Annotated in this window: 17 protein-coding genes, 2 tRNA genes, 2 rRNA genes and 1 other RNA gene (1 of these 22 cut by a window edge); 4 read left to right on the top strand and 18 right to left on the bottom strand. The window is 31.2% G+C overall.

Annotated elements, in window-relative coordinates; genetic code table 11:
• The 4 genes from AMN84_RS02710 to AMN84_RS02695 all read right to left on the bottom strand — a co-directional run.
• A 23S ribosomal RNA gene (locus AMN84_RS02710) occupies positions 1-770 on the bottom strand (it extends 1,983 nt beyond the left edge of the window).
• Between the two features lie 148 nt (positions 771-918).
• Positions 919-994: transfer RNA gene (locus tag AMN84_RS02705), tRNA-Ala, on the bottom strand.
• Positions 995-1,003: 9 nt separating this feature from the next.
• Positions 1,004-1,080, bottom strand: a tRNA-Ile gene (locus tag AMN84_RS02700).
• Between the two features lie 110 nt (positions 1,081-1,190).
• A 16S ribosomal RNA gene (locus AMN84_RS02695) occupies positions 1,191-2,665 on the bottom strand.
• Together the 16S and 23S rRNA genes with 2 tRNA genes alongside form the textbook arrangement of a ribosomal RNA operon.
• A 302-nt stretch (positions 2,666-2,967) precedes the next feature.
• Here AMN84_RS02695 and AMN84_RS02690 point away from each other — a divergent pair.
• Positions 2,968-4,275 (top strand): M23 family metallopeptidase, encoded by a 1,308-nt coding sequence (locus tag AMN84_RS02690; protein ID WP_075483168.1) that lies wholly within the window; start codon positions 2,968-2,970, stop codon positions 4,273-4,275.
• Between the two features lie 3 nt (positions 4,276-4,278).
• On the opposite strand, the gene AMN84_RS02685 is transcribed toward AMN84_RS02690, so the two are convergent.
• From AMN84_RS02685 to AMN84_RS02665, 5 genes are read right to left on the bottom strand one after another with little or no spacing between them, the layout of a single operon-like run.
• On the bottom strand, positions 4,279-4,581 hold the full coding sequence (locus AMN84_RS02685) for a DUF4167 domain-containing protein (RefSeq protein ID WP_075483167.1): 303 nt from the start codon (positions 4,579-4,581) through the stop codon (positions 4,279-4,281).
• 6 nt (positions 4,582-4,587) lie between these two features.
• On the bottom strand, positions 4,588-5,424 hold the full coding sequence (prmC, locus tag AMN84_RS02680) for a peptide chain release factor N(5)-glutamine methyltransferase (RefSeq protein WP_075483166.1): 837 nt from the start codon (positions 5,422-5,424) through the stop codon (positions 4,588-4,590).
• Positions 5,424-6,497, bottom strand: coding sequence for a peptide chain release factor 1 (prfA, locus tag AMN84_RS02675; protein ID WP_075483165.1), 1,074 nt, complete (start codon positions 6,495-6,497; stop codon positions 5,424-5,426). Before prfA ends, prmC begins: the two co-directional genes overlap by 1 nt.
• 6 nt (positions 6,498-6,503) lie before the next feature.
• On the bottom strand, positions 6,504-7,598 hold the full coding sequence (gene ispG, locus AMN84_RS02670) for a flavodoxin-dependent (E)-4-hydroxy-3-methylbut-2-enyl-diphosphate synthase (RefSeq protein ID WP_075483164.1): 1,095 nt from the start codon (positions 7,596-7,598) through the stop codon (positions 6,504-6,506).
• Positions 7,595-8,809: an aspartate kinase gene (locus AMN84_RS02665; protein ID WP_075483163.1), complete on the bottom strand. Its 1,215-nt coding sequence runs from the start codon at positions 8,807-8,809 to the stop codon at positions 7,595-7,597. Before AMN84_RS02665 ends, ispG begins: the two co-directional genes overlap by 4 nt.
• Positions 8,810-8,874: 65 nt before the next feature.
• On the opposite strand from AMN84_RS02665, the gene ubiG reads away from it, so the two are divergent.
• The gene (gene ubiG, locus AMN84_RS02660; protein ID WP_075483162.1) at positions 8,875-9,603 is read left to right on the top strand and encodes a bifunctional 2-polyprenyl-6-hydroxyphenol methylase/3-demethylubiquinol 3-O-methyltransferase UbiG; all 729 of its coding nucleotides are present in this window, start codon (positions 8,875-8,877) and stop codon (positions 9,601-9,603) included.
• Here the strand turns inward: ubiG and AMN84_RS02655 are convergent.
• Positions 9,600-10,022, bottom strand: coding sequence for a DUF1178 family protein (locus tag AMN84_RS02655; protein WP_075483161.1), 423 nt, complete (start codon positions 10,020-10,022; stop codon positions 9,600-9,602). The two genes, ubiG and AMN84_RS02655, sit on opposite strands and share 4 nt — an antisense overlap.
• 37 nt (positions 10,023-10,059) lie before the next feature.
• Positions 10,060-11,310 (bottom strand): bifunctional glutamate N-acetyltransferase/amino-acid acetyltransferase ArgJ, encoded by a 1,251-nt coding sequence (gene argJ / locus AMN84_RS02650; RefSeq protein WP_256998147.1) that lies wholly within the window; start codon positions 11,308-11,310, stop codon positions 10,060-10,062.
• A 116-nt stretch (positions 11,311-11,426) separates the two neighbouring features.
• On the opposite strand from argJ, the gene secA reads away from it, so the two are divergent.
• A complete protein-coding gene (secA, locus tag AMN84_RS02645; RefSeq protein WP_082254964.1) occupies positions 11,427-13,835 on the top strand; it encodes a preprotein translocase subunit SecA in 2,409 nt (802 codons plus the stop codon).
• A 20-nt stretch (positions 13,836-13,855) separates the two neighbouring features.
• On the opposite strand, the gene AMN84_RS02640 is transcribed toward secA, so the two are convergent.
• Positions 13,856-14,956: an acetyl-CoA carboxylase carboxyltransferase subunit alpha gene (locus tag AMN84_RS02640; protein ID WP_075483159.1), complete on the bottom strand. Its 1,101-nt coding sequence runs from the start codon at positions 14,954-14,956 to the stop codon at positions 13,856-13,858.
• A gap of 106 nt (positions 14,957-15,062) precedes the next feature.
• On the opposite strand from AMN84_RS02640, the gene AMN84_RS02635 reads away from it, so the two are divergent.
• Positions 15,063-17,222 carry a malate synthase G gene (locus tag AMN84_RS02635; RefSeq protein WP_075483158.1) on the top strand — a complete coding sequence of 720 codons (2,160 nt, stop codon included), beginning with the start codon at positions 15,063-15,065 and terminating at the stop codon, positions 17,220-17,222.
• 6 nt (positions 17,223-17,228) lie between these two features.
• On the opposite strand, the gene recR is transcribed toward AMN84_RS02635, so the two are convergent.
• From recR to kdsB, 6 genes are all read right to left on the bottom strand, one after another.
• Positions 17,229-17,825, bottom strand: coding sequence for a recombination mediator RecR (gene recR, locus AMN84_RS02630; RefSeq protein ID WP_075483157.1), 597 nt, complete (start codon positions 17,823-17,825; stop codon positions 17,229-17,231).
• Positions 17,826-17,827: 2 nt separating this feature from the next.
• Positions 17,828-18,145 (bottom strand): YbaB/EbfC family nucleoid-associated protein, encoded by a 318-nt coding sequence (locus AMN84_RS02625; RefSeq protein ID WP_075483156.1) that lies wholly within the window; start codon positions 18,143-18,145, stop codon positions 17,828-17,830.
• Positions 18,138-19,784: a DNA polymerase III subunit gamma/tau gene (gene dnaX / locus AMN84_RS02620; RefSeq protein ID WP_075483155.1), complete on the bottom strand. Its 1,647-nt coding sequence runs from the start codon at positions 19,782-19,784 to the stop codon at positions 18,138-18,140. The genes AMN84_RS02625 and dnaX overlap by 8 nt, the downstream gene beginning before the upstream one ends.
• A gap of 2 nt (positions 19,785-19,786) precedes the next feature.
• An RNA gene (gene ffs / locus AMN84_RS02615) (signal recognition particle sRNA small type) lies at positions 19,787-19,885 on the bottom strand.
• Positions 19,886-19,933: 48 nt separating this feature from the next.
• On the bottom strand, positions 19,934-20,764 hold the full coding sequence (locus tag AMN84_RS02610; RefSeq protein ID WP_075483154.1) for a prephenate dehydratase domain-containing protein: 831 nt from the start codon (positions 20,762-20,764) through the stop codon (positions 19,934-19,936).
• Positions 20,765-20,768: 4 nt separating this feature from the next.
• Positions 20,769-21,515 carry a 3-deoxy-manno-octulosonate cytidylyltransferase gene (gene kdsB, locus AMN84_RS02605; protein WP_075483152.1) on the bottom strand — a complete coding sequence of 249 codons (747 nt, stop codon included), beginning with the start codon at positions 21,513-21,515 and terminating at the stop codon, positions 20,769-20,771.
• Positions 21,516-21,517 lie beyond the last annotated feature (2 nt).

The following is a 21,517-nucleotide window of genomic DNA, read 5'->3' as shown; positions in this document are numbered from 1 at the left end:
CCTTTCACCCCTTACCACAAGTCATCCAAAGACTTTTCAACGTCAACTGGTTCGGTCCTCCAGCAAGTGTTACCTTGCATTCAACCTGCTCATGGTAAGCTCATTCGTTTTCGGGTCTAATTCATTAAACTAATCGCCCTATTAAGACTTGCTTTCGCTACGCCTACACCTAGATGGCTTAAGCTTGCTTAATAAATTAAGTCACTGACCCATTATACAAAAGGTACGCCGTCACTCTAAAAAGAGCTTCGACTGATTGTAGGCATGCGGTTTCAGGTTCTATTTCACTCCCCTAATAGGGGTTCTTTTCACCTTTCCCTCACGGTACTAGTTCACTATCGGTCACTAAAGAGTATTTAGGCTTAGAGGGTGGTCCCCCTAAATTCGAGCAAGATTTCACGTGTCCCGCTTTACTCAAGAATTCATTTAAGCATTACTTTTACGGGACTGTCACCCTCTTTGGTTAGTGTTTCCATACTATTCAAATTTTCTTAAATAAATTACAGGCCTGATCCGCTTTCGCTCGCCACTACTCACGGAATCTCAATTGATTTCTTTTCCTCTGGTTACTTAGATGTTTCAGTTCTCCAGGTTCTCTCTTTAAATCTATGTATTCAATTTAAAGTTACACATAAAGTGTAGGGTTTCCCCATTCGGAAATTTTCGGATCAAAGCTTGCATACAGCTCCCCGAAACTTATCGCAGTATACCACGTCCTTCATCGTCTTTTAGTGCCAAGGCATCCGCCACACGCCCTTAAACGCTTGATTTATGCACAGAAAAAAATTCTGTGTTGAATCAAATTTTGTTGGAATGTTCATCTATTCGAACATTCTTGATTGTTCATCTATTCGAACAATCGGATATAGATATTGATAATTTAAAAAATATTCACGAAAAAAATAACTAGTTTTCTCTTGGTGGAGGATAGCGGGATCGAACCGCTGACCTCCTGAATGCAAATCAGGCGCTCTCCCAGCTGAGCTAATCCCCCAGATAAATTTGGTGGGCCGAGATAGACTCGAACTATCGACCCCACCCTTATCAAGGGTGTGCTCTAACCAACTGAGCTACCGGCCCTCATTGTTTTCAAGAGAAAAACAAAAAAAATTAAAAAGAGAAGTGCGGACGGTCAACATTAACCTGTTTAATATTTAGAAAAGAATTTTAAAAATTCTTTTCATCCTTAGAAAGGAGGTAATCCAGCCGCAGGTTCCCCTACGGCTACCTTGTTACGACTTCACCCCAGTCGCTGACTATACCGTGGTCAAAGGTTTTAAGCTTTGCCTTAAGGTAGAACCAACTCCCATGGTGTGACGGGCGGTGTGTACAAGACCCGGGAACGTATTCACCGCGGCGCGCTGATCCGCGATTACTAGTAATTCCAGCTTCATGTACTCGAGTTGCAGAGTACAATCCGAACTGAGGCATTTTTTTAGGATTTGCTTAACGTCGCCGTTTTGCTTCCTATTGTAAATGCCATTGTAGCACGTGTGTAGCCCAACACGTAAGGGCCATGAGGACTTGACGTCATCCCCACCTTCCTCCAGCTTATCACTGGCAGTTCTTTCAGAGTGCCCAACTAAATGATGGCAACTAAAAGTGAGGGTTGCGCTCGTTGCGGGACTTAACCCAACATCTCACGACACGAGCTGACGACAGCCATGCAGCACCTGTGTTTCGTCCGGCCGAACCGAAAACTTTAATCTCTTAAAGTCGCGACGAACATGTCAAGTGTTGGTAAGGTTCTGCGCGTATCTTCGAATTAAACCACATGCTCCACTACTTGTGCGGGTCCCCGTCAATTCATTTGAGTTTTAACCTTGCGGTCGTACTCCCCAGGCGGTGTGTTTATTGCTTTCGCTGCGACACAGAAAATAAATTTCCAACGTCTAACACACATCGTTTACGGCATGGACTACGAGGGTATCTAATCCTCTTCGCTACCCATGCTTTCGTTCCTCAGTGTCAGTAATGATCCAGAAAGCTGCCTTCGCAATTGGTATTCTTTCTAATATCTACGAATTTCACCTCTACACTAGAAATTCTGCTTTCCTCTATCATACTCTAGCTAAAAAGTTTTGATGGCAGTTCCAGAGTTAAGCTCTGGGATTTCACCACCAACTTTTTTAACCACCTACGAACTCTTTAAGCCCAGTAATTCCGAACTACGCTAGGTCCCTTCGTATTACCGCGGCTGCTGGCACGAAGTTAGCCGGACCTTCTTATTCGGGTACAGTCATTTTCTTCCCCGACGAAAGAGCTTTACAACCCAAAGGCCTTCTTCACTCACGCGGCATCGCTGCATCAGGGTTTCCCCCATTGTGCAAGATTCCCTACTGCTGCCTCCCGTAGGAGTTTGGGCCGTGTCTCAGTCCCAATGTGGCTGATCATCCTCTCAAATCAGCTATTGATCATTGTCTTGGTAGGCCATTACCCTACCAACAAACTAATCAAGTGCAGGCTCATCCATCGGCGCATAAAGCTTTCTCCGTAAAGACTTATGAGGTATTAGCACAAGTTTCCTCGTGTTATTCCTCACCAATGGGAAGATACCTACATGTTACTCACCCGTCTGCCACTAAGTATTGCTACTTCGTTCGACTTGCATGTATTAGGCGTGCCGCCAGCGTACGTTCTGAGCCATGATCAAACTCTCAAGTTTAAAAACGGCGCACACTAGCTTCTATATAAATCTAAGAATAAATTTATATAATGTTGAAGTGTGTACGACAAATTTTGGTAACCTTAACCGTCCACACTTCTCTTCTTAAAATTTTACTATTCAAATAGCTAATTAGGACAAAATCCTAATAAATAACAACTATATCGTTGTTTGGAATGGACGCTTATAGTACAAAATAGCAGTAAATCAAGGGATTATGATAAAAAAAACCTCAAAAAACCCAATAAAATTCAAGTTTTTTAACCTTCAAATAAATTTATGATCTGGTAAATGCTTAAAGCATGAAACAAATTCAACTAAAAGTTACATCGTTTTTTAAAAAGAACACTGAGGTTTTTCTTTTAATATTACTATTAGTAATTTCCTCAATGATTATTCAGCTTTACAACAATCAAAGTAAAAAAGTTGATGAAGAATATCTCAAAGTGCTGAGGAACACTTACTTTAAAAAGACATTAAATCATTTACTATTTAGCTTAACACCAAGATATGAAGAAATTGACTATGTTGTTAAACAAGGACAAAGTTTAAAAACTATTCTTAAAGAATTATCCGTTACAAATGTTGAGATAAATAAAATTTTTGGTGTCATTGATAAAAAAGACGCGAATAGAATTAGAGCGAATGAAACTATTAACATTATTTTAGATAACTCAGACAAGCAAAACAAAAAGATTTTGAGCTTACTAATCCCAATATCAAAAACAAGAAAAATTCAAGTGCAAAGAAGCATAGAAAATGAGAAATTAACAAAGTCAGAAATTGTAACTAATTTGACTAAAAGATTAATTCTTAAAGAGGGTGTTATAAAATCAAGTTTATATAAATCAGCTACTACCCAAGGCATTGGCCCAAGTATAATTATTGAGTTTGCAAGACTTTATGGATTTCAGGTAGACTTTCAAAGGGATATTAGAAAAAATGACTCATTCCAAATTTTATATGAGACATTTATAGATGAAAATGGAGAAGTATTTAATACTGGAAATATAGTTTATGCAAATTTAGTTCTTAGAGGTCAAACAAATCAATTATACTTTTATCCAAAAAAAAATTTCACTGGTCACTATGATGAAAACGGAAAAAGTATAAAAAAAGCATTAATGAAAACTCCAATTAATGGAGCTAGATTATCATCGCCTTTTGGAATGAGAAAGCACCCTATCCTCGGTTTTAATAAAATGCACCGAGGGACAGACTTTGCTGCACCCCTTGGTACACCAATAATGGCGTCAGGTGATGGAATAATTATTAAAGCAGGTTGGTGCGGGGGAGGCGGAAACTGTGTAAAGATAAAACATAACACAACTTACCAAACTATTTATGCTCACATGCAAAAATTTTCAAATCTTTCAGTTCCAGGCACAAGAGTAAAACAAGGTCAAGTAATTGGTTATGTTGGTTCAACTGGAATGTCTACTGGTCCCCACCTTCACTATGAAGTGATAGAGAATGGGAAGAAGGTAAATTCTCAGACACTAAAATTACCTCCTGGTAAATCTCTTAAAGGCAAAAGTAGAGAAGATTTTGAGATAGTAAGAATTAAAACAGACGTGCTTAAGTCTGAATTAATCTATAAAGTTAATTGAAATTTATTTTACTGTTGATTCTTTTTCTTTTTCTTCCAGAGAAACTCTGAGAAAGTGATCTGCATATTGAAAATAATTTTCGGACAAAATTTTATCACCATTTGACAATGCTTCTCTAGCTAAATCCTTATACTTAATAATGAGTTTCTGAACATTTCCATTATTTCTATTATGTTTTCTTCTGTAAGAATTTTCATTGTTAATAAAATTTCCGTTTAATCTGTCTACTTCGCCGTTCCTTTTAAAGGGTCTGTCAGAATGATTTCTACCCCGGTTTCTTTTCAGGTTATTTTTGAATTGTCTCATTATTTCTCATTTTATCTTTGTAGATATAATACATCTTACATTATTTCCATAATCTTTGATTATTCTATTTATTAAAAAATTTTTTTTTTTTAAGAATTCAATCACTTTGTATTTCTGATTAAAGCCAATTTCAAGAACTAGTTTACCATTATTTTTTAATAAATATTTTGATCTTGAAATCACTTTTTTTATTGTTTCCAGACCATCACAACCACCGTCAAGAGCAATTTTAGGCTCATGAATTACATCACCCAAATACTTAATCTTATGCTTTGAAATATATGGGGGGTTACTTACAACCAAATCATATTTACCGTAATAAAAATTGTCAACACCTCTTTTAAAAAATTTAATTCTATTTGATAATTGATGCAATTTTGCATTAAATTTCGCTACTTTTAAAGCATTGCCGGATGTATCTATTGCTATGAACTTACATAATTTTCTCTCTTTTAAAATCGAAATTGAAATACATCCTGAGCCAACACCAATATCGAGCAAACATTTTGAGTCATTTTTTTTTAAAAGTTTCAAGATTTCATCAACTAAAATCTCTGTATCGGGCCTCGGGACCAAAACATTTTTATCTATAGCGAACTTGTTCTTCCAGAATTCTTTATCTTTAGTGATATATGCGACTGGCACTCTCTTAACTCTTTGTTCAATAAAATTTAGATATCTAATTTGGCTTTCTTGATCAATTTTTTTATTCAAATTTAAAAGCATTTCCTCTCTTGAGATATTAAGTGTCTTTGAAAGTAGAATTTCACTATCAATTTTGTATGAAGAGTGTATTTTTTTAAGCTTTTTATAACCAATTTCTAATGAGGTAAGAATATTCATTATTTTAGTTTTTTTAATTCTTCCTCTTGTGCCATTAAACTTAAATTTTCGATCATTTCATCAAATATCTCTCCCTCCATAAACTCCTCTAATTTATGAAGTGTAAGGTTTATTCTATGATCCGTTACCCTTCCTTGGGGAAAATTATATGTCCTAATTCTTTCAGATCTATCACCTGTGCCAATTTTACTTTTTCTATCCTTTGATCTTTCTTCATCCCTTTTTTGTCTCTCAAATTCGTAAATCCTTGATCTCAAAATTTTTAATCCTTTCTCTTTATTTCTTATCTGAGATTTTTCATCTTGTTGACTAACTACGATTCCAGTTGGAATATGGGTAATTCTAACTGCAGAATCAGTTGTATTGACACTTTGGCCTCCTGGTCCACTACTTCTAAAAACATCTATTCTTAAATCTTTATCCTCAATCTTTATATCAACTTCTTCAGCTTCAGGTAAAACAGCAACCGTAGCTGCTGAAGTATGGACTCTTCCTTGTGTTTCTGTGTCTGGGACTCTTTGAACTCTGTGTACACCACTTTCATATTTAAGTGATGAATAAATATTTCTTCCTTTGATAGAAGCAATTACCTCTTTAAGGCCTCCTGCGTCACTCTTGGAAATACTGATGAGTTCTAGTTCCCATTTTTTTTTATTACTAACTTTTTCATACATCTTAAATAAATCTGAAGCAAATAAACTTGCCTCTAAACCACCAGTTCCAGCCCTGATTTCGATTATGGCATTTTTTTTGTCTGCCTCATCCTTGGGTATTAAAAATACTTTAAGTTTTTTTTCATTATTGTTATTTTTGGTCTCTAATTGATTTAACTCAATTTTTGCAAGTTCTATCATTTCTTTATCACTATTATGGTCAACAATAATTTTTTCTAAATCAGTTTTAGTATTTTCAAAAGATAAATATTCTTTCGCATATTCAATAATTCCATTAAGATCAGAGTATTCCTTTGATTTTTGTGCAAATAATTTTTTGTTTATTGAAACTGATGAAAGTTCTTTTTCTAAAACTCCATGTTTGGTAATGATATCTTTTACCTTTTCTTTTGGGATCATTAATATTTATTTAATTATTTCTTTTTCTTTTTGTTCAACTAAGGAAACTACTTTAGAAATTATTTCATCGTTTGATAATTTTTCCTGCTGAACACCTTTGAGATAAAGCATATTACTATCTTTTCCTCCTCCAGTAATACCTATGTCGGTTGAAGCTGCCTCTCCCGGGCCGTTAACAACACATCCGATTATTGACAAAGTTAAAGGTGCTTTAATATGAGATAATCTTTCTTCTAGTTTTTTTACTACATCGATTACTTCAAACCCTTGTCGTGCACAAGAAGGACATGAAATTATTTTTACACCTCTATTTCTTAAATTTAAAGATTTTAAAATTTCATTGCCTATCTTAACCTCTTTAATAGGATCGTCAGAAAGAGAAACCCTTATTGTATCACCAATACCTTCCATTAAAAGAGAGCCAAGACCTATTGAAGTTTTTACACTTCCTGGAATATAACTACCTGATTCTGTCACCCCTAAATGCAAAGGGTAATCTGTTTTAGATGAAAGGAGTCTGTATGATGCTACTGATAAAAACACGTCTGATGATTTAACACTAACCTTAAAATTAAAAAAATCTTCGTCCTCTATAAGTTTGATATTCCTTATTGCACTTTCAACTAAAGCATCTGGACAAGGGCCTTTATATTTTTCTAAGATATCTTTTTCCAAAGAACCAGCATTCACTCCTATTCTTAATGCGCAATTATAATCCTTAGCTGCTGCTATTACTTGTTTAATTTTTTCTTTATTGCCAATGTTACCTGGATTTATCCTTAAACATTTTGCACCACTCTGAGCTGCCTCTATAGCTCTTTTGTAATGAAAGTGAATATCTGCAATAATTGGAACATTACTGTTTTTTACTATTTCTTTTAAACACTTTGTTGACTCCTCATCGGGACATGAAACTCTTACAAGTTCTGCGCCTTCTTCAGCACAATCATTAATTTGTTTAATTGTATCTTTAACATCGGTGGTTAAAGTATTTGTCATTGACTGGACTGTGATAGGGTTGTTCCCTCCAATTTTTACATCGCCGACATTTATCTCTTTTGTTTGTTTTCTTTTTATATCTCTAAATTCTTTATAACTCATTTATTTAAATTAAATTCTTTATGTAATAATTCAACTGATTTTTTTAAATTTTTACTTTTAATTAAAACAGATATTTTTATTTCAGAAGTAGAAATAACAAGAATATTTATTTTCTTATTTGCTAATGCTTGGAACATTCGATAAGTAACCCCTGGAGTTGTAATCATTCCAACCCCTACAATGGAAACTTTAGAAACATTCTTATCCACAATAAGCTTTTTAAATTTAATTTTTTTATTTCTAGAAATAAGTTTTTTGGTTTTAAGAAGATCATCAGATTTAATGGTAAATGTTAAATCTGTTTCTTTACCATCTGAGGAAATATTTTGAACAACCATGTCAACATTTATAGAATTTTTATATAACGGCTCAAATATTGCTGCAGCTACCCCTGGTTTATCCTTAACACCAAGTAAACTTATTTTTGCATCATTTTTTGTAAAAGATACACCCCTGATTATATTTGTGTCTTTAATCTTTTTTCTACCAATTATTTGCGTTCCTGCTTTGTTTGTAAATGATGATTTAACATCAATTTTTACTTTATTTAATTTTGCATCCTGGATTGAAGCAGGCTGCATTACTTTAGCCCCAAGCGAGGACATTTCGAGCATCTCTTCATAAGATAATGCTTTAATTTTTTTTGCTTTTTTCGTTAAATTAGGATCAGTCGTATACACCCCATCAACATCAGTATAAATTATACATCTTTTGGCTTTAAAAAATTTAGCGAGCATAATTGCACTTGCATCACTGCCGCCTCTTTCTAAAGTTGTAAGTCTGCTTTCTTTGTTTAAGCCCTGAAAACCAGTTATTATTGGGGTTCCACCTTTTTTTAAATATCTTTTTAATTGGTCTGTTCCAATCTTAATAATTCTTGCAGAGCTATAATTACCTTTTGTTATAATAGGGATCTGCCATGACATCCAAGATCTAGAATTAAAACCTAAGTCACACAACTTTCCAGCTATTAAGGCACTAGCCATTTGTTCTCCAGTTGATAACAGCACATCTCTCTCAGAGTTTGGAAAATTCTTAGAAATTTTTCCAGCTTTTTTTATTAGTTCATTTGTAACGCCACTCATTGCAGAAGTCACAACAATAACTTTGTATTTTTTTTTTATATAAGAGATAATTATCTTAGATATTTTTACAATTCTATCTAACGTACCAACAGATGTTCCACCAAATTTTAAAACAATTATTTTCATTGATATTTTATATTTAAATTTTTATATTTAGATAAAATACATCTAAATTGTAAAGTCAACAACCAATGAAAAAAGATACTATTAATAAAAAGGAAATTGATAAATTTTCAAAGTTAGCTGATGAATGGTGGGACCCCGAAGGTAAATTTAAACCACTACACAATTTTAATCCTGTAAGACTAAGATATATTAAAAATACAATTACTAAAAAATTTGGAAATAAATCAGAAAAATTACCTTTAAAAGATATTAAGATATTAGATATTGGATGTGGTGGAGGTCTTTTAAGTGAACCTCTTTCAAGATTAGGCGCAACAGTTACAGGTATAGATGCCTCGGACAGAAATATCAAAATTGCTAAAATGCATTTGAAAAAAAGTAAATTACATGTTGATTATTATTGTTCATCTCCAGATAAATTTGTTGCAAAAGAAAAATTTGATGTAGTATTAAATATGGAGATAGTTGAACATGTTGATAATGTTGATTTTTTTTTATTAAAAAGCTCTGAACTTTTGAGGAAAAACGGTTTAATGTTTATTGCAACTTTAAATAAAACATTAAAGTCGTATGTATTTGCAATTATAGGTGCTGAATATATCTTGAAATGGTTGCCAATAGGTACTCATGACTGGAACAAATTTTTAACACCTGGAGATTTAACCAATATTTGTAAAAATAATTCGTTAAATTTGAATGAATTAATAGGTGTAAAGTTTGATATTCTAAAAAATGAGTGGATTGTATCTGAAGATAGCTCTGTAAATTATCTTGCGCAATTTTCTAAAACTTAATTTTCTTTATCCTCTATCCAGGGAAATTCCTCAGTTTTAATACCCTCTTGTTTGAGATCTTCAATTTCCTTTTGTGAAGCTTTTCCATAAATTGCTTTGTTTTTCTTTTTTGGGTCATAATGTATTGATCTTGCCTCATGAGCAAAGTTGTCTCCTACGTATTGAAAGTTATCTTTAATGAACTTTTTAAATTCTCTTAACTTTGATTTAATCTCTTTAATTTTATTTATATCTTTTTTCTTAAAGTCCGAACTATTTAATACATTTGGTGCCATTAGTGTTTTTTCAACTTTCTTAGAATCGCAAAAATGACAATTCAAATATTTTCTTTTTTTTAATTTCTCGTATTCCTTCGAATTAGAAAACCAACTATCAAAAATGTTATTACAATCTTTACAAATTAGTTTGTATTTAATCATATAATTTAAATAGTAACTCTCTAATTTTTTTCAACCTTTAGCTTCTATAATCTGAATTAATAGATATGTATTTTTGAGTGAAGTCCATTGTGTAACAAGTGAAACTTTTATTGCCATTATTAATCTCAATTGAGATTTCTAAATTGGCTTGCTTCATGTAATCAGCAACATCTTTTTCAATATAATTTTTAATTAGCTGTCCTTTGTCCAAAATTTTAAACTCTCCTATAAATAAATTTACCCGATCTATTTCAAACTCAACACCTGCTTTTCCTGCTGCCATTAATATTCTTCCCCAATTAGGATCTTCTCCTGTAATAGCTGTTTTTACTAATGGCGAATTAGCAATTGAAAATGATATTTTTTTCGCATCACTTTCACTCGAACACTTTAATGAATTAATCTTTATAAACTTTGTGGCTCCTTCACCATCGCTTACAACTCTTTTTGCTAAGTTTAATAAAACATTGTTAAGAGCTAAGTCAAAATCTTTCAATTTTATATCATTTGTATTATTTATAGATTTATTTTTTGCCTTTCCTGTTGAAAAAATTGTAACCATATCATTTGTACTAGTATCACCATCACAACTAATTGCATTAAAAGTGTTTTGGATATTCTTCTTTAAAATCTTTTTTAGTACATTCGAGTTAAGATCTGCATCAGTAAAAATATAGGCGAGTGTGGTACCCATATTTGGAAAAATCATTCCAGATCCTTTGGCGAGACCATAAATTTTTACTTTTGTATTTCCAATATTACATTCTTCCATAGCAAGCTTTGGTTTAAGATCAGTTGTTAAAATTCCCATTGCAGCTTTGATCCATAAATACTTATTTTGAGTGTATTTAATTTTATCTACTAAATTTCTAATTGAAGACTTAATTTTCTCTTTAGGAAATACTTCTCCGATTGTTCCGGTGCAACCAAACAAAACCTCGTTTGGTTTTACTTTTTTTGGATATTCTTCGTCTTCTTTTTGTTTCTTTGTTAAATTTGATGCTATTTCCTCAGAAATCTCTGTAAGAGCTTCATACCCTTTTTTTCCTGTTAGAGCATTTGCGTTTCTTGTATTAACTAAAAGAGCGCGAATTTTTTTTGTTTTTAACTTCTTATTCCATTTGATATTTTCCGAAACGACCTGCGATTGAGTATAAACTGATGCATGTTCAGCACCATGTCTAAAATAGAAAAGAACTAAGTCATCTCTGTCATTATTATATAAATTAGCTGAAGTCGTAGATACAGAAACACCATCAATATGGTCCAGGTCCTGGAAGTCAGCCATTTTTGACTTTTCCTTTTTAGATAACAAAAAATTGCTTAAATTTAGAGGCATTCTATTTAAAAAAATTAATTTATAACTATATAATCAATTAATAATTAATTATATATCAAAAAAAAATGTTAAATCCATTAAGCTTTATCAGTAAAATATTTAAGAGTAGCAATGATATCGAGCTTGCTAAGTTCAGAAAAATTCTAGAAAAAATTAATTCACTCGAAAATGATGTGGTTAAGATAAAAGATAGTGATTTTCCAAATAAAACTAATGAACTTAAAAATCAAATCAAAAGTGGAAAAAACCTCGATGAAATTTTGCCAGAAGCTTTTGCGTATGTAAGAGAGGCATCTAATAGATCAAGAAATGAGAGACACTTTGACGTTCAGTTGTTAGGAGGTATTGCATTACATCAGGGCAAAATAGCAGAAATGAGAACAGGGGAAGGAAAAACAATTACAATTGCATTAGCAGCTTATTTAAATGCTCTTTCTGGAAAAGGTGTTCATGTGGTTACAGTAAATGATTATTTAGCAAAGAGAGATTGTGAAAACATGTCAAAAATTTATAACTTTCTTGGTCTAAGTGCAGGTTACATCAATAATGATCAATCTGATGATGAGAGAAGAGAAAATTATTTGAAGGATATTACTTACGCTACTAATAGTGAACTTGGTTTCGATTATTTGAAAGATAATATGAAATATTCTTCAAATAAATTATCACAAAGAGAACATAGTTTTGCTATTGTAGATGAAATCGATTCTTGTCTAATAGATGAGGCTAGGACACCATTGGTTATTTCTGGACAATCAGATGAAACGAGTAATCAATATAAAGCTATTAACAAACTTGTTACAAGATTAAAATCCAATGAGTATGAAATAGATGAAAAAGATAAGAATGTCACTTTAACAAATGAAGGGATAGATTCTATAGAAAAATTACTGAAAGATATTGGGATACTTAAAAATAATAATTTTTATGATCCTGCTAATTTAAATCTTGTACATCACGTTAATCAAGCCTTAAAAGCAAATCATCTTTTTTCGAAAGATAAAGATTATGTCGAAGTAGACGGAAAGATCAAAATTGTTGATGAGCTTACTGGAAGAATTCTTGAAGGTAGAAGGTATGGTGATGGACTACATCAGGCTTTAGAGGCAAAAGAAAATTTAGAAGTTCAAATGGAAAATCAGACACTTGCATCAATTACTTATCAAAATTATTTCAAGTTATATAAAAAACTCGCAGGATGTACTGGTACAGCAATTACAGAAAGCCAGGAATTTTATGAAATTTATAATCTCAGTGTTATTGTTATTCCAACAAACAAAGAAATGATTAGAAAAGATTGGAATGATCAAATTTTTAGAACAGAAAAAGAAAAACAAGATGCAATTATTTCTAAAGTAAAAATGCTAAATTCAAAAGGGCAACCATTACTCGTTTTTACATCTAGTGTTGACAAGTCTGAAATTTACTCAGATTTATTTAAAAAAAATAAAATTTCTCACACAGTATTAAACGCAAAAAATCATGAGAAAGAGGCTGAGATTATTGCCAATGCAGGTAAATTAAATTCAGTGATAATTACAACCAGTATTTCTGGTAGAGGTGTAGATATCAAATTAGGTGGAAAAGACTCAGATAATTTAAAAGATAATAAAGAGAAAATTAAATCCTTAGGAGGGCTTTTTGTTATTGGTACAGAGAGGATGGAGTCCAGAAGAGTTGATAATCAAGCTAGAGGAAGAGCTGGAAGACAGGGTGATGAAGGTAATTCAATTTTTTATGTAAGCTTAGAAGATGATTTAATGAGAATTTTTGGATCAGAGTCTATTAACAAAATATTGGAAAAACTCGGATTAAAAGATGGAGAAAGTATTGACCATCCCTGGATAAACAAGGCTTTAGAGAGAGCGCAGCAAAAAGTTGAGGCTAGAAACTTTGATATAAGAAAAACTTTATTAAAATTTGACGATGTGCTTAATGATCAGAGACATGTAATATTTAGTCAAAGGAAAGCTGTTTTGGAAAAACAAAATATATTTGAAACTATCGATAACTTTTTAAATGACGAAATAGAGGATGTGATTAAACAAAGAGAGAAATCTCCTAATATTTTAGAAAATAAATCTCAGATTAACAGGGTTAAAACTCTTTTTGGTGAAAATGAGAAAAATTTAAATGAGAAATTAAGAAGTCTGAATGACACAGAAATTACTAGCTTAATTAATTCAAATTTTAAAAAAAAGAGAGACGAAAGAAGCACTTATTTAGGTGAGGATGCTTCTAAAGAAATCGAAAAAAAAATCTTTTTGCAATTAATTGATTTAAACTGGAAAAATCATATTCAGTATTTAGAACAATTACGTCAGGTTATAGGTTTAAGGTCTTATGGTCAAAGGGATCCATTAGTTGAGTACAAAAAGGAGGCGTTTCATTCTTTTGAGACACTGCTAAATAAAATTAGGCAAGATATAGTGATGATTTTGCTAAATTTAAAAATCGTAGAAAAAAGAGGATAAAATTCCAATAAGTTTCAGTATTATTTTAAGAGAAAAATTAAAGCTGCTAAAATAAATATCGATCCTATAAAAAAATATTTATATTTGAATAAAACTTTTATAAATTTATTCATATTTGTAAAATTAATTGGCAATCTATTAGAAATAGAAACTCCCTCTGTTAAACCTCTATCCCTACCGATTTCTAAAAATTTTTCTTTTTTATGAGATTTAATTTCAGCTCTAGAAAGATTGCTTAACTCATTTAAATTTTTATCAATAGACATTTTTACATTTTCTAAAATTAGGTTTTTATCTCTGTGAGCTCCACCAGTTGGTTCAGAAATTATTTCATCAATAATTTTTAAATTCAAAAGATCTTTAGAGGTTAGTTTCATTGCTTTTGCGGCTTCTAGAGTTTTTGTTGGATCTCTCCATAAAATAGATGCACATCCCTCTGGGGATATTACTGAATAAATTGCATTTTCTAACATTATAATTTTATTTGAGGAAGCTAAAGCTATTGCGCCACCAGATCCTCCCTCACCAATAATGATTGAAATTGTAGGCACACCAACCGACATTGAGCATTCTATTGATCTTGCTATTGCTTCAGCTTGACCCCTCTCCTCTGCTCCAACTCCAGGATAAGCGCCGGGAGTATCTATAAATAAAATAATTGGTAAGTTAAATTTATCAGCCAACTTCATTAGTCTAATTGATTTTCGATATCCCTCTGGTTTCATCATTCCAAAATTTCTTTCAATTCTAGTGTCAAGATCCTCACCTTTTTCTTGTCCAATTACCATTACAGATTTATTTTTAAAAGTCGCTAATCCAGAAATCAAAGATTTATCCTCCCCAAATAACCTATCACCATGAATGGGAAAGAAATCCTCAAAAAGATTATCAATAAAAAATTTTGATTTAGGGCGGTCCTCATGACGAGCGACCATTGTTGTTTGCCATGGATTAAGGTTTGAATAAATTTCATTAAGTTTAGAACTTAAATCATTCTGAAGTTTTGCCAATTTTCCAGTTTCAACTTGTGTGATACCATCTTTAGCGAATGGATCTTGAAGTTTTTCAATCTCATTTTCTAAGGATTTTATATCTTTTTCAAAATTTAAATAATTTTTCATAATTAAATATCCACTAATATTTAAAAATGGCAATAAAATGATTACTTTTATTAGTGTGTAATTATTATATATGTTAATTTATTAATTTCTAAGATAATTTTTAACTATGAAAATCAAAAATTTAAAAGAATATACAAATGTTGGAAGTCTTTATGTATCAAAAGAGCTATTAAAGTTTGTAAACGATGAGGTTCTTAAGGGCACAAAGATAAAGCCAAAAAATTTTTGGAGTGGGTTTGAAAAATCTTTACACATTTTAAAACCAAAAAATGAAAAGTTGATTGATATAAGAGAAAGTATTCAAAAAAAAATTAATGATTGGCATATACAAAACAAAGATAATGAGTTCAATTTAGTAGAATATAAAAAATTTTTGTATTCTATTAAATATCTAAAAAAAGGGGGAAAAAACTTCAAAATCCAAACAGAAAATGTTGATGAAGAAATATCAAAAACACCAGGTCCCCAATTGGTTGTTCCAATTTCAAATGCAAGATACGCTTTAAATGCAGCAAATGCGAGATGGGGAAGTTTATATGATGCTTTATATGGAACAGATGCAATCGGTTCTGAAAAACTTGACAACAGATACAATCCTGTCCGTGGAGGAAAAGTCATAAATTATTGTAGAGATTTCTTAGATGAAATTTTTCCATTAAAAAATGCTTCATGGAAAAAACTAAGTGAATTAAAAATTTTAAAACATAAATTAATTTTAAAAATTGGTAAAAAAACTATATCTTTGAAAGATAAAAAGCAGTTTAAAGGATATCGACAAGATAAAAAAGGTCTTAAAGGTGTTTTGCTTATTAATAATGGGCTTCATGTAGAATTAATTATTAATCCTTACGCTTTCCATGCAAACAACGATCCCATTGGGCTTAGTGATCTAGTAATAGAGTCAGCTGTCTCAACAATTATAGATCATGAAGATAGTGTTGCTGCAGTAGATGCAAGTGACAAAGTACTGGGCTACAGAAACTGGTTGGGACTAATGAAAGGAAACTTACAAGTCAAATTTGAAAAATTAGGAAAAAAATATAAAAGAGTCTTAAACTCAGATAGAAATTACATTTCTCAAACTGGAAAAAAATTTAAATTACATGGAAGAGCTCTTTTATTGAATAGAAATGTTGGGCACTTAATGAAAAACCCCTCAATTTTATTATCAGATAAATCAGAAGTTCCTGAAGGTATTATGGACGCCTTTATTATTTCTGCAGCATGTTTGCATGACTTTATTAAAAAAGGGAACTCAAGAAAAAATTCAATTTATATTGTTAAACCAAAGATGCATGGACCAGATGAGGTCGCATTTGCTGATGAAATTTTTACTCATGTTGAAAATGTTTTAAAAATGAAAAAAAATACAATCAAAATTGGAATAATGGATGAAGAAAGACGAACAAGTGCTAATTTAAAAGAGTGTATTAGAAATGTAAAAAGAAGAGTTGTCTTTATTAATACTGGATTTTTAGATAGAACTGGTGACGAGATACATACATCTATGGAATCGGGTCCAGTGATTAAGAAAGGCGATATAAAAAATTCTGATTGGATTAAAGCATATGAGAACAATAATGTTGTTGTTGGATTAGAATGTGGTTTTTCTGGTAAAGCACAAATTGGAAAAGGAATGTGGGCTGCACCAGATAGAATGGCAGACATGTTAAATGAAAAAATAGGACATCCCTCTTCTGGAGCGAATTGTGCCTGGACTCCTTCACCGACCGCAGCAACTTTACATGCAACTCATTATCACAAGGTGAACGTTTTCAAAGTTCATAAAAAACTATCTAATAAAAGAAAATTTGACTTAGACAATCTTTTAAAATTACCAATCATTAGAGCTCCAAACTGGTCAATTGATGAAATTAAAACCGAACTTGAAAATAATTGTCAAGGGATATTGGGATACGTTGTAAGATGGATAGATAGTGGTGTAGGTTGTTCAAAAGTTCCGGACATAAACAATATCGGTCTCATGGAGGATCGTGCAACTTTAAGAATTTCTTCTCAGCATATTGCTAACTGGTTACACCATAATATATGTACTCCTAATCAGGTACTAGAGACATTAAAAAAAATGGCAAAAATTGTAGATGATCAAAACAAAAATGATCCTGAATATAAAAATATGTCTGATAATTTTGATAATTCTATTGCCTTTAAAACTGCTTGTGACTTGGTTTTTAAAGGTAAGGACCAACCATCAGGTTATACGGAACCTTTGTTGCACTTGAATAGATCTATAAAAAAAAATTAATAACCTCTAGATAGTTGTCCTATTTTTGAAGGCGGAATTTAGGGTGCCATCATCCAAACTTTCTATTTCACCACCCACAGGTAAACCTTGTGCCAACTTAGTTATTTTAATATTTAAATTTTTTAAACTATCTTGAATATAAAATGCAGTAGTTTGGCCTTCTACTGTATTAGAACATGCTAAAATTACTTCCTCGATATTATCTCTTTTTACTCTTTCTCTTAATGAGTTTATTAAAAGTTCTTCTTTTCTCTGACCGACTGAGCTTAAATTTCCTCCAAGTATATGAAAATAACCTTTATAAATATTTGAGTTTTCTATAGACCACTGATCGCTAATATCTTCAACAACACAAATTTTATTATGTTTTTCTTTTATGTTGCCACAATTAATGCAGCCATTTAAATTTGACTTTAAAGATCCACAAGATGTACATCGTGATACATTTTTATAAACTTGAGCCAGCACGTGAGCCAAAGGTTTAATGAGTTCGTCTCTATTACTAATTAATTTAAGCACTATTCTTTTTGCAGATTTTGGACCAAGTCCTGGAAGTTTGGAAATTATTTTTATCAGTTCCTCTATTTCAGTGAGATTATTCATGCTCAGAAAGGCCATTTAAAGCCCGGGATACCAAAATTTCCTGTAGCCTTAGATATTTCCTCAGTTGTTTTAGTTTTTAACTTATTTTTTGCATCGTTATGTGCAGCAATAATCAAATCTTCTAACATTGTTTTTTCCTCTGATAAGACTTTTGGAGATATATCAACTTTTAATATTTCTCCATCTCCATTTAGTAAAATTTTTATTAAGCCTCCTCCTGAAGAGCCTTCAGCCTCAATATTTTTAATTTTTTCCTGGCTCTCTTTTACTTTTTTTTCTATTTCTTTAGCTTGATCAAGAATTTTACTAAAATCATTCATTTTTTTCACTCTTTATGTCTATAAGTTCAGCATCAGAAAACGACTTTTTAATAGTATCGTATATTTCGCTTTTTTTAAGTTTTTCAAAATCCATTTCTTTTTTAATTGCTCTATTCTTTTTTAAAGTATCTTGACCTTTTTTTTGCGATAAAGTGAGTATCCACCTCTCCTTCGTCCAATCATAAAGTTTTGAGGACAAGGTCTTTACAAATTCTTTCTTTAAATTATTGTTAAAACTAATTTCAATATATCCTTTTTTAAAACTTACTAAATTCACATTATTTTCAAGTTCATACTTTAATTCGGCTTCTTTCTTAACTGTGCAGATTTCTACTAAATCTGCAAATGAGTTAATATTTAGGTCATTTAAATTTTGATCTTGTTCAAATTTATTTTCTTTTTTTTTTTGTGTAGATGATTTTAACTGATTGACAATACTATTTTTAATATTCTCTTTATTATCTTTTGTTTGATCTTTGGAAAAAGGTTGATTGACAGGTTTTCGGTTTTCAGTTTGTTCGTCTATCATTCCATTTAAATAAAGAAGTCTTATTAAAAACATTTCAACTGATAAATTTTGATCAAAAACAATATTAATTTCATCCATTATTTCAATCGAAAATTGCCAGAACATTATCAAAGTTTTCGGATCTACTTTTTTAAATAAATTTTCTAATTTATTGATACTATCCTCATTTAGATTAATTGAAGAGTCGATATTTCTGAGATTTTCAAAATTTTTTATATAGTAAATTATCTCTATGAAATTATTTAGAAAAACTTTTGGATCGACACCTTGAGAATAAATATTTCTATAAATATCTAGCGATTTTTTTTCATCACCATTAAAAATACTTTCAATTAGATCAATTAAGATACTTTTATCAAAATACCCAAAAATTTTTTGGGCATCTTCCAGTGTGAATTCTTTTTCATTACTATCTAGTCTGCTCAATGAAATTCTATCAAGCAGTGATAAAGCGTCTCTTACTGAGCCTTCAGAAATTTTTGATATTAATTTAAGCACTTCAGTATTTGCCAAAATCCTCTCTTTACCAGAGACCTTTATCAAAAATTGTAACATATCTTGAGATTTAATTCTGGATAAGTCAAACCTCTGGCATCTTGACAAAACAGTAATTGGAATTTTGTTCACCTCAGTAGTTGCAAATATAAACTTTAAATAATTTGGTGGTTCCTCAAGAGTTTTTAGTAAAGCATTAAATGCTTGTTTGCTTAACATGTGAACTTCATCAATAATAAATATTTTGTATTTTGATGAAGTTGGACCATATCTGGAAAATTCAATAAGCTCTCTAACATCATCTACGCCAGTTCTGCTAGCAGCGTCAATTTCTAAAACATCTATATTTCTTGACTCTGATATTTCTACACCGTTGTTACAACAATCATTATTACAAGAAAAATTTTGGCCTTTAGAACAATTTAAAGATTTCGCTAAAACTCTTGCGATTGTTGTTTTTCCTATCCCTCTAATTCCTGTAAATAAAAAAGCATTAGGAATTTTGTTAAAGCTTATTGATTTCTTTAAAGTATCAACAATAATTTCTTGTCCAATTAAATCGTCAAAGACCTGAGGTCTGTACTTTAAGGCTAGGACTTTTGAATTATTAGTCATGTATTTTTAAGGAGACCAATCAACCTGGAAAATACTCATTACCCTTGCTCTTTTTCAAGCCTGGGGGGATTTATGGTAACACCACCTGATTGGCCCCCATTTATTATAACAGTAATATTTTCTAGTCTACAATAAAAGTTTTAAATTTTTTAAATTTTTCTAAATTCACTGGCCTCATAAACGCCCAATATATCCAAACTAACCGTATGAAAACCGAGTTCTTCCAAAGATTTTTGAATTTTCGGGTCCTCTATATGACCGTAAATATCACAAATAAATAAATATTGTTCAAAACTATTTTGATCTGAAAAACTCTCTAATTTACTTAAGTTAACGTTGTTTGTAGCAAATCCACCTAAACACTTATAAAGTGCAGCTGGTTTATTTTTGACCTTAAATATACAACTTGTGATGTAATTTTTTTTTTTAAATTCAGGATGGTCTGCTTTATTTCCCATAATCAAGAATCGAGTAATATTACCACTGTTGTCTTCAATATTTTTTTTTATTATTTTTAATTTATAAATTTCCGCTGCAAGTTCTGATGCAATCGCTGCTTCATTTTTGATTTTGTTTTCACTTATATATTTTGCACTACCTGCTGTATCCGCTGCAATTATAGGTTCTAAATTATTTTCATTAATAATTTTTTGGCATTGAGAAATTGCTTGAGAATGAGATCTTACAGAATTTACTTCTTTCATACTTGTTTCGGGCAGTATCATTAAGCTGTGCATTATTGGTTCAAAATGTTCGGCATAAATTTGAAGTTTATATTTATTAATAAGATATTGTATATCCGCAACCCTTCCCGCAATTGAGTTTTCAACTGGAATTATTGTCTTATAATTTTCATTTTCAGCGCATAATTTAAAACACTCCTCGAAAGTTTTACAAGATATAGTGTCAAATTTTGGATACATTTTTTTTGCTGCTAGGTGTGAGTATGCTCCGGGTGAACCTTGATATACAATTTTCATAAATTTAACCTTTTTTATATTCCATTATTTTTTTAATTTCCATAAAATCATCCATGGTATCAACGCCTATTGGAGAATTTTGCGTATACATAACATCTATAGGTATATCATTATCTAAAGCACGTAGTTGCTCTAATCTAAATTTTTTTTCATTTTCTGTCTGTTTTAAATTAATAAATTTCTTTAAAGTCAAAATTTCATACTGATAAATTCCAATATGGTGATAGGTATTTTTTTCATCAAATTGTTCTGCATTTCTAAAAAAAGTCAAAGCTGGTGAATAATTATTTTTTCGAAAATTTTCATTTACGGAGACTTTTACAATATTCTTATTACTAAATATTTTTTTGTTTTTAATATCTGTGCAAAGCGTACCAATTTTAGAATTTAGTTTTCTAACATTTTTATCAAGATTTATTATATCCTCTGTCGATATTTGAGGTTCGTCTCCCTGTAAATTAATGACATATTTGATATTTTCTACTTTTTTAATTTTTTCTACTACTTCAAAAATTCTATCAGTGCCTGTTTGATGATTTTTACTAGTCATTATTGAATTACCACCATTTTTTTCAATTTCAGTCTGAATTTCAACATCCTCTGTTGCAACATAAACTTTGCCCAAATTTGTCGCCTTAGCTTTGTTGTATACGTGCTGAATGATGCTTATCCCATTTATTTTTAATAAAGGTTTTCCAGGAAGCCTTGATGCGCTCATTCTAGACGGTATCAAGATAATTGTGTTATTCATTT

It is taken from the genome of Candidatus Pelagibacter communis, assembly GCF_001180105.1.
Classification (GTDB): Bacteria; Pseudomonadota; Alphaproteobacteria; order Pelagibacterales; family Pelagibacteraceae; genus Pelagibacter; species Pelagibacter ubique_K.
The sequence above is the reverse complement of the archived record's forward strand: the minus strand, read 5'-3'. Positions and strand labels throughout refer to the sequence as shown.

Excerpts from the sequence above, each read along its gene's own strand:
- AMN84_RS02690 (WP_075483168.1), top strand. The coding sequence starts at position 2,968 with ATGAAACAAATTCAACTAAAAGTTACATCGTTTTTTAAAAAGAACACT.
- AMN84_RS02685 (WP_075483167.1), bottom strand. The coding sequence starts at position 4,581 with ATGAGACAATTCAAAAATAACCTGAAAAGAAACCGGGGTAGAAATCAT.
- prmC (WP_075483166.1), bottom strand. The coding sequence starts at position 5,424 with ATGAATATTCTTACCTCATTAGAAATTGGTTATAAAAAGCTTAAAAAA.
- prfA (WP_075483165.1), bottom strand. The coding sequence starts at position 6,497 with ATGATCCCAAAAGAAAAGGTAAAAGATATCATTACCAAACATGGAGTT.
- ispG (WP_075483164.1), bottom strand. The coding sequence starts at position 7,598 with ATGAGTTATAAAGAATTTAGAGATATAAAAAGAAAACAAACAAAAGAG.
- AMN84_RS02665 (WP_075483163.1), bottom strand. The coding sequence starts at position 8,809 with ATGAAAATAATTGTTTTAAAATTTGGTGGAACATCTGTTGGTACGTTA.
- ubiG (WP_075483162.1), top strand. The coding sequence starts at position 8,875 with ATGAAAAAAGATACTATTAATAAAAAGGAAATTGATAAATTTTCAAAG.
- AMN84_RS02655 (WP_075483161.1), bottom strand. The coding sequence starts at position 10,022 with ATGATTAAATACAAACTAATTTGTAAAGATTGTAATAACATTTTTGAT.
- argJ (WP_256998147.1), bottom strand. The coding sequence starts at position 11,310 with ATGGCTGACTTCCAGGACCTGGACCATATTGATGGTGTTTCTGTATCT.
- secA (WP_082254964.1), top strand. The coding sequence starts at position 11,427 with ATGTTAAATCCATTAAGCTTTATCAGTAAAATATTTAAGAGTAGCAAT.
- AMN84_RS02640 (WP_075483159.1), bottom strand. The coding sequence starts at position 14,956 with ATGAAAAATTATTTAAATTTTGAAAAAGATATAAAATCCTTAGAAAAT.
- AMN84_RS02635 (WP_075483158.1), top strand. The coding sequence starts at position 15,063 with ATGAAAATCAAAAATTTAAAAGAATATACAAATGTTGGAAGTCTTTAT.
- recR (WP_075483157.1), bottom strand. The coding sequence starts at position 17,825 with ATGAATAATCTCACTGAAATAGAGGAACTGATAAAAATAATTTCCAAA.
- AMN84_RS02625 (WP_075483156.1), bottom strand. The coding sequence starts at position 18,145 with ATGAATGATTTTAGTAAAATTCTTGATCAAGCTAAAGAAATAGAAAAA.
- dnaX (WP_075483155.1), bottom strand. The coding sequence starts at position 19,784 with ATGACTAATAATTCAAAAGTCCTAGCCTTAAAGTACAGACCTCAGGTC.
- AMN84_RS02610 (WP_075483154.1), bottom strand. The coding sequence starts at position 20,764 with ATGAAAATTGTATATCAAGGTTCACCCGGAGCATACTCACACCTAGCA.
- kdsB (WP_075483152.1), bottom strand. The coding sequence starts at position 21,515 with ATGAATAACACAATTATCTTGATACCGTCTAGAATGAGCGCATCAAGG.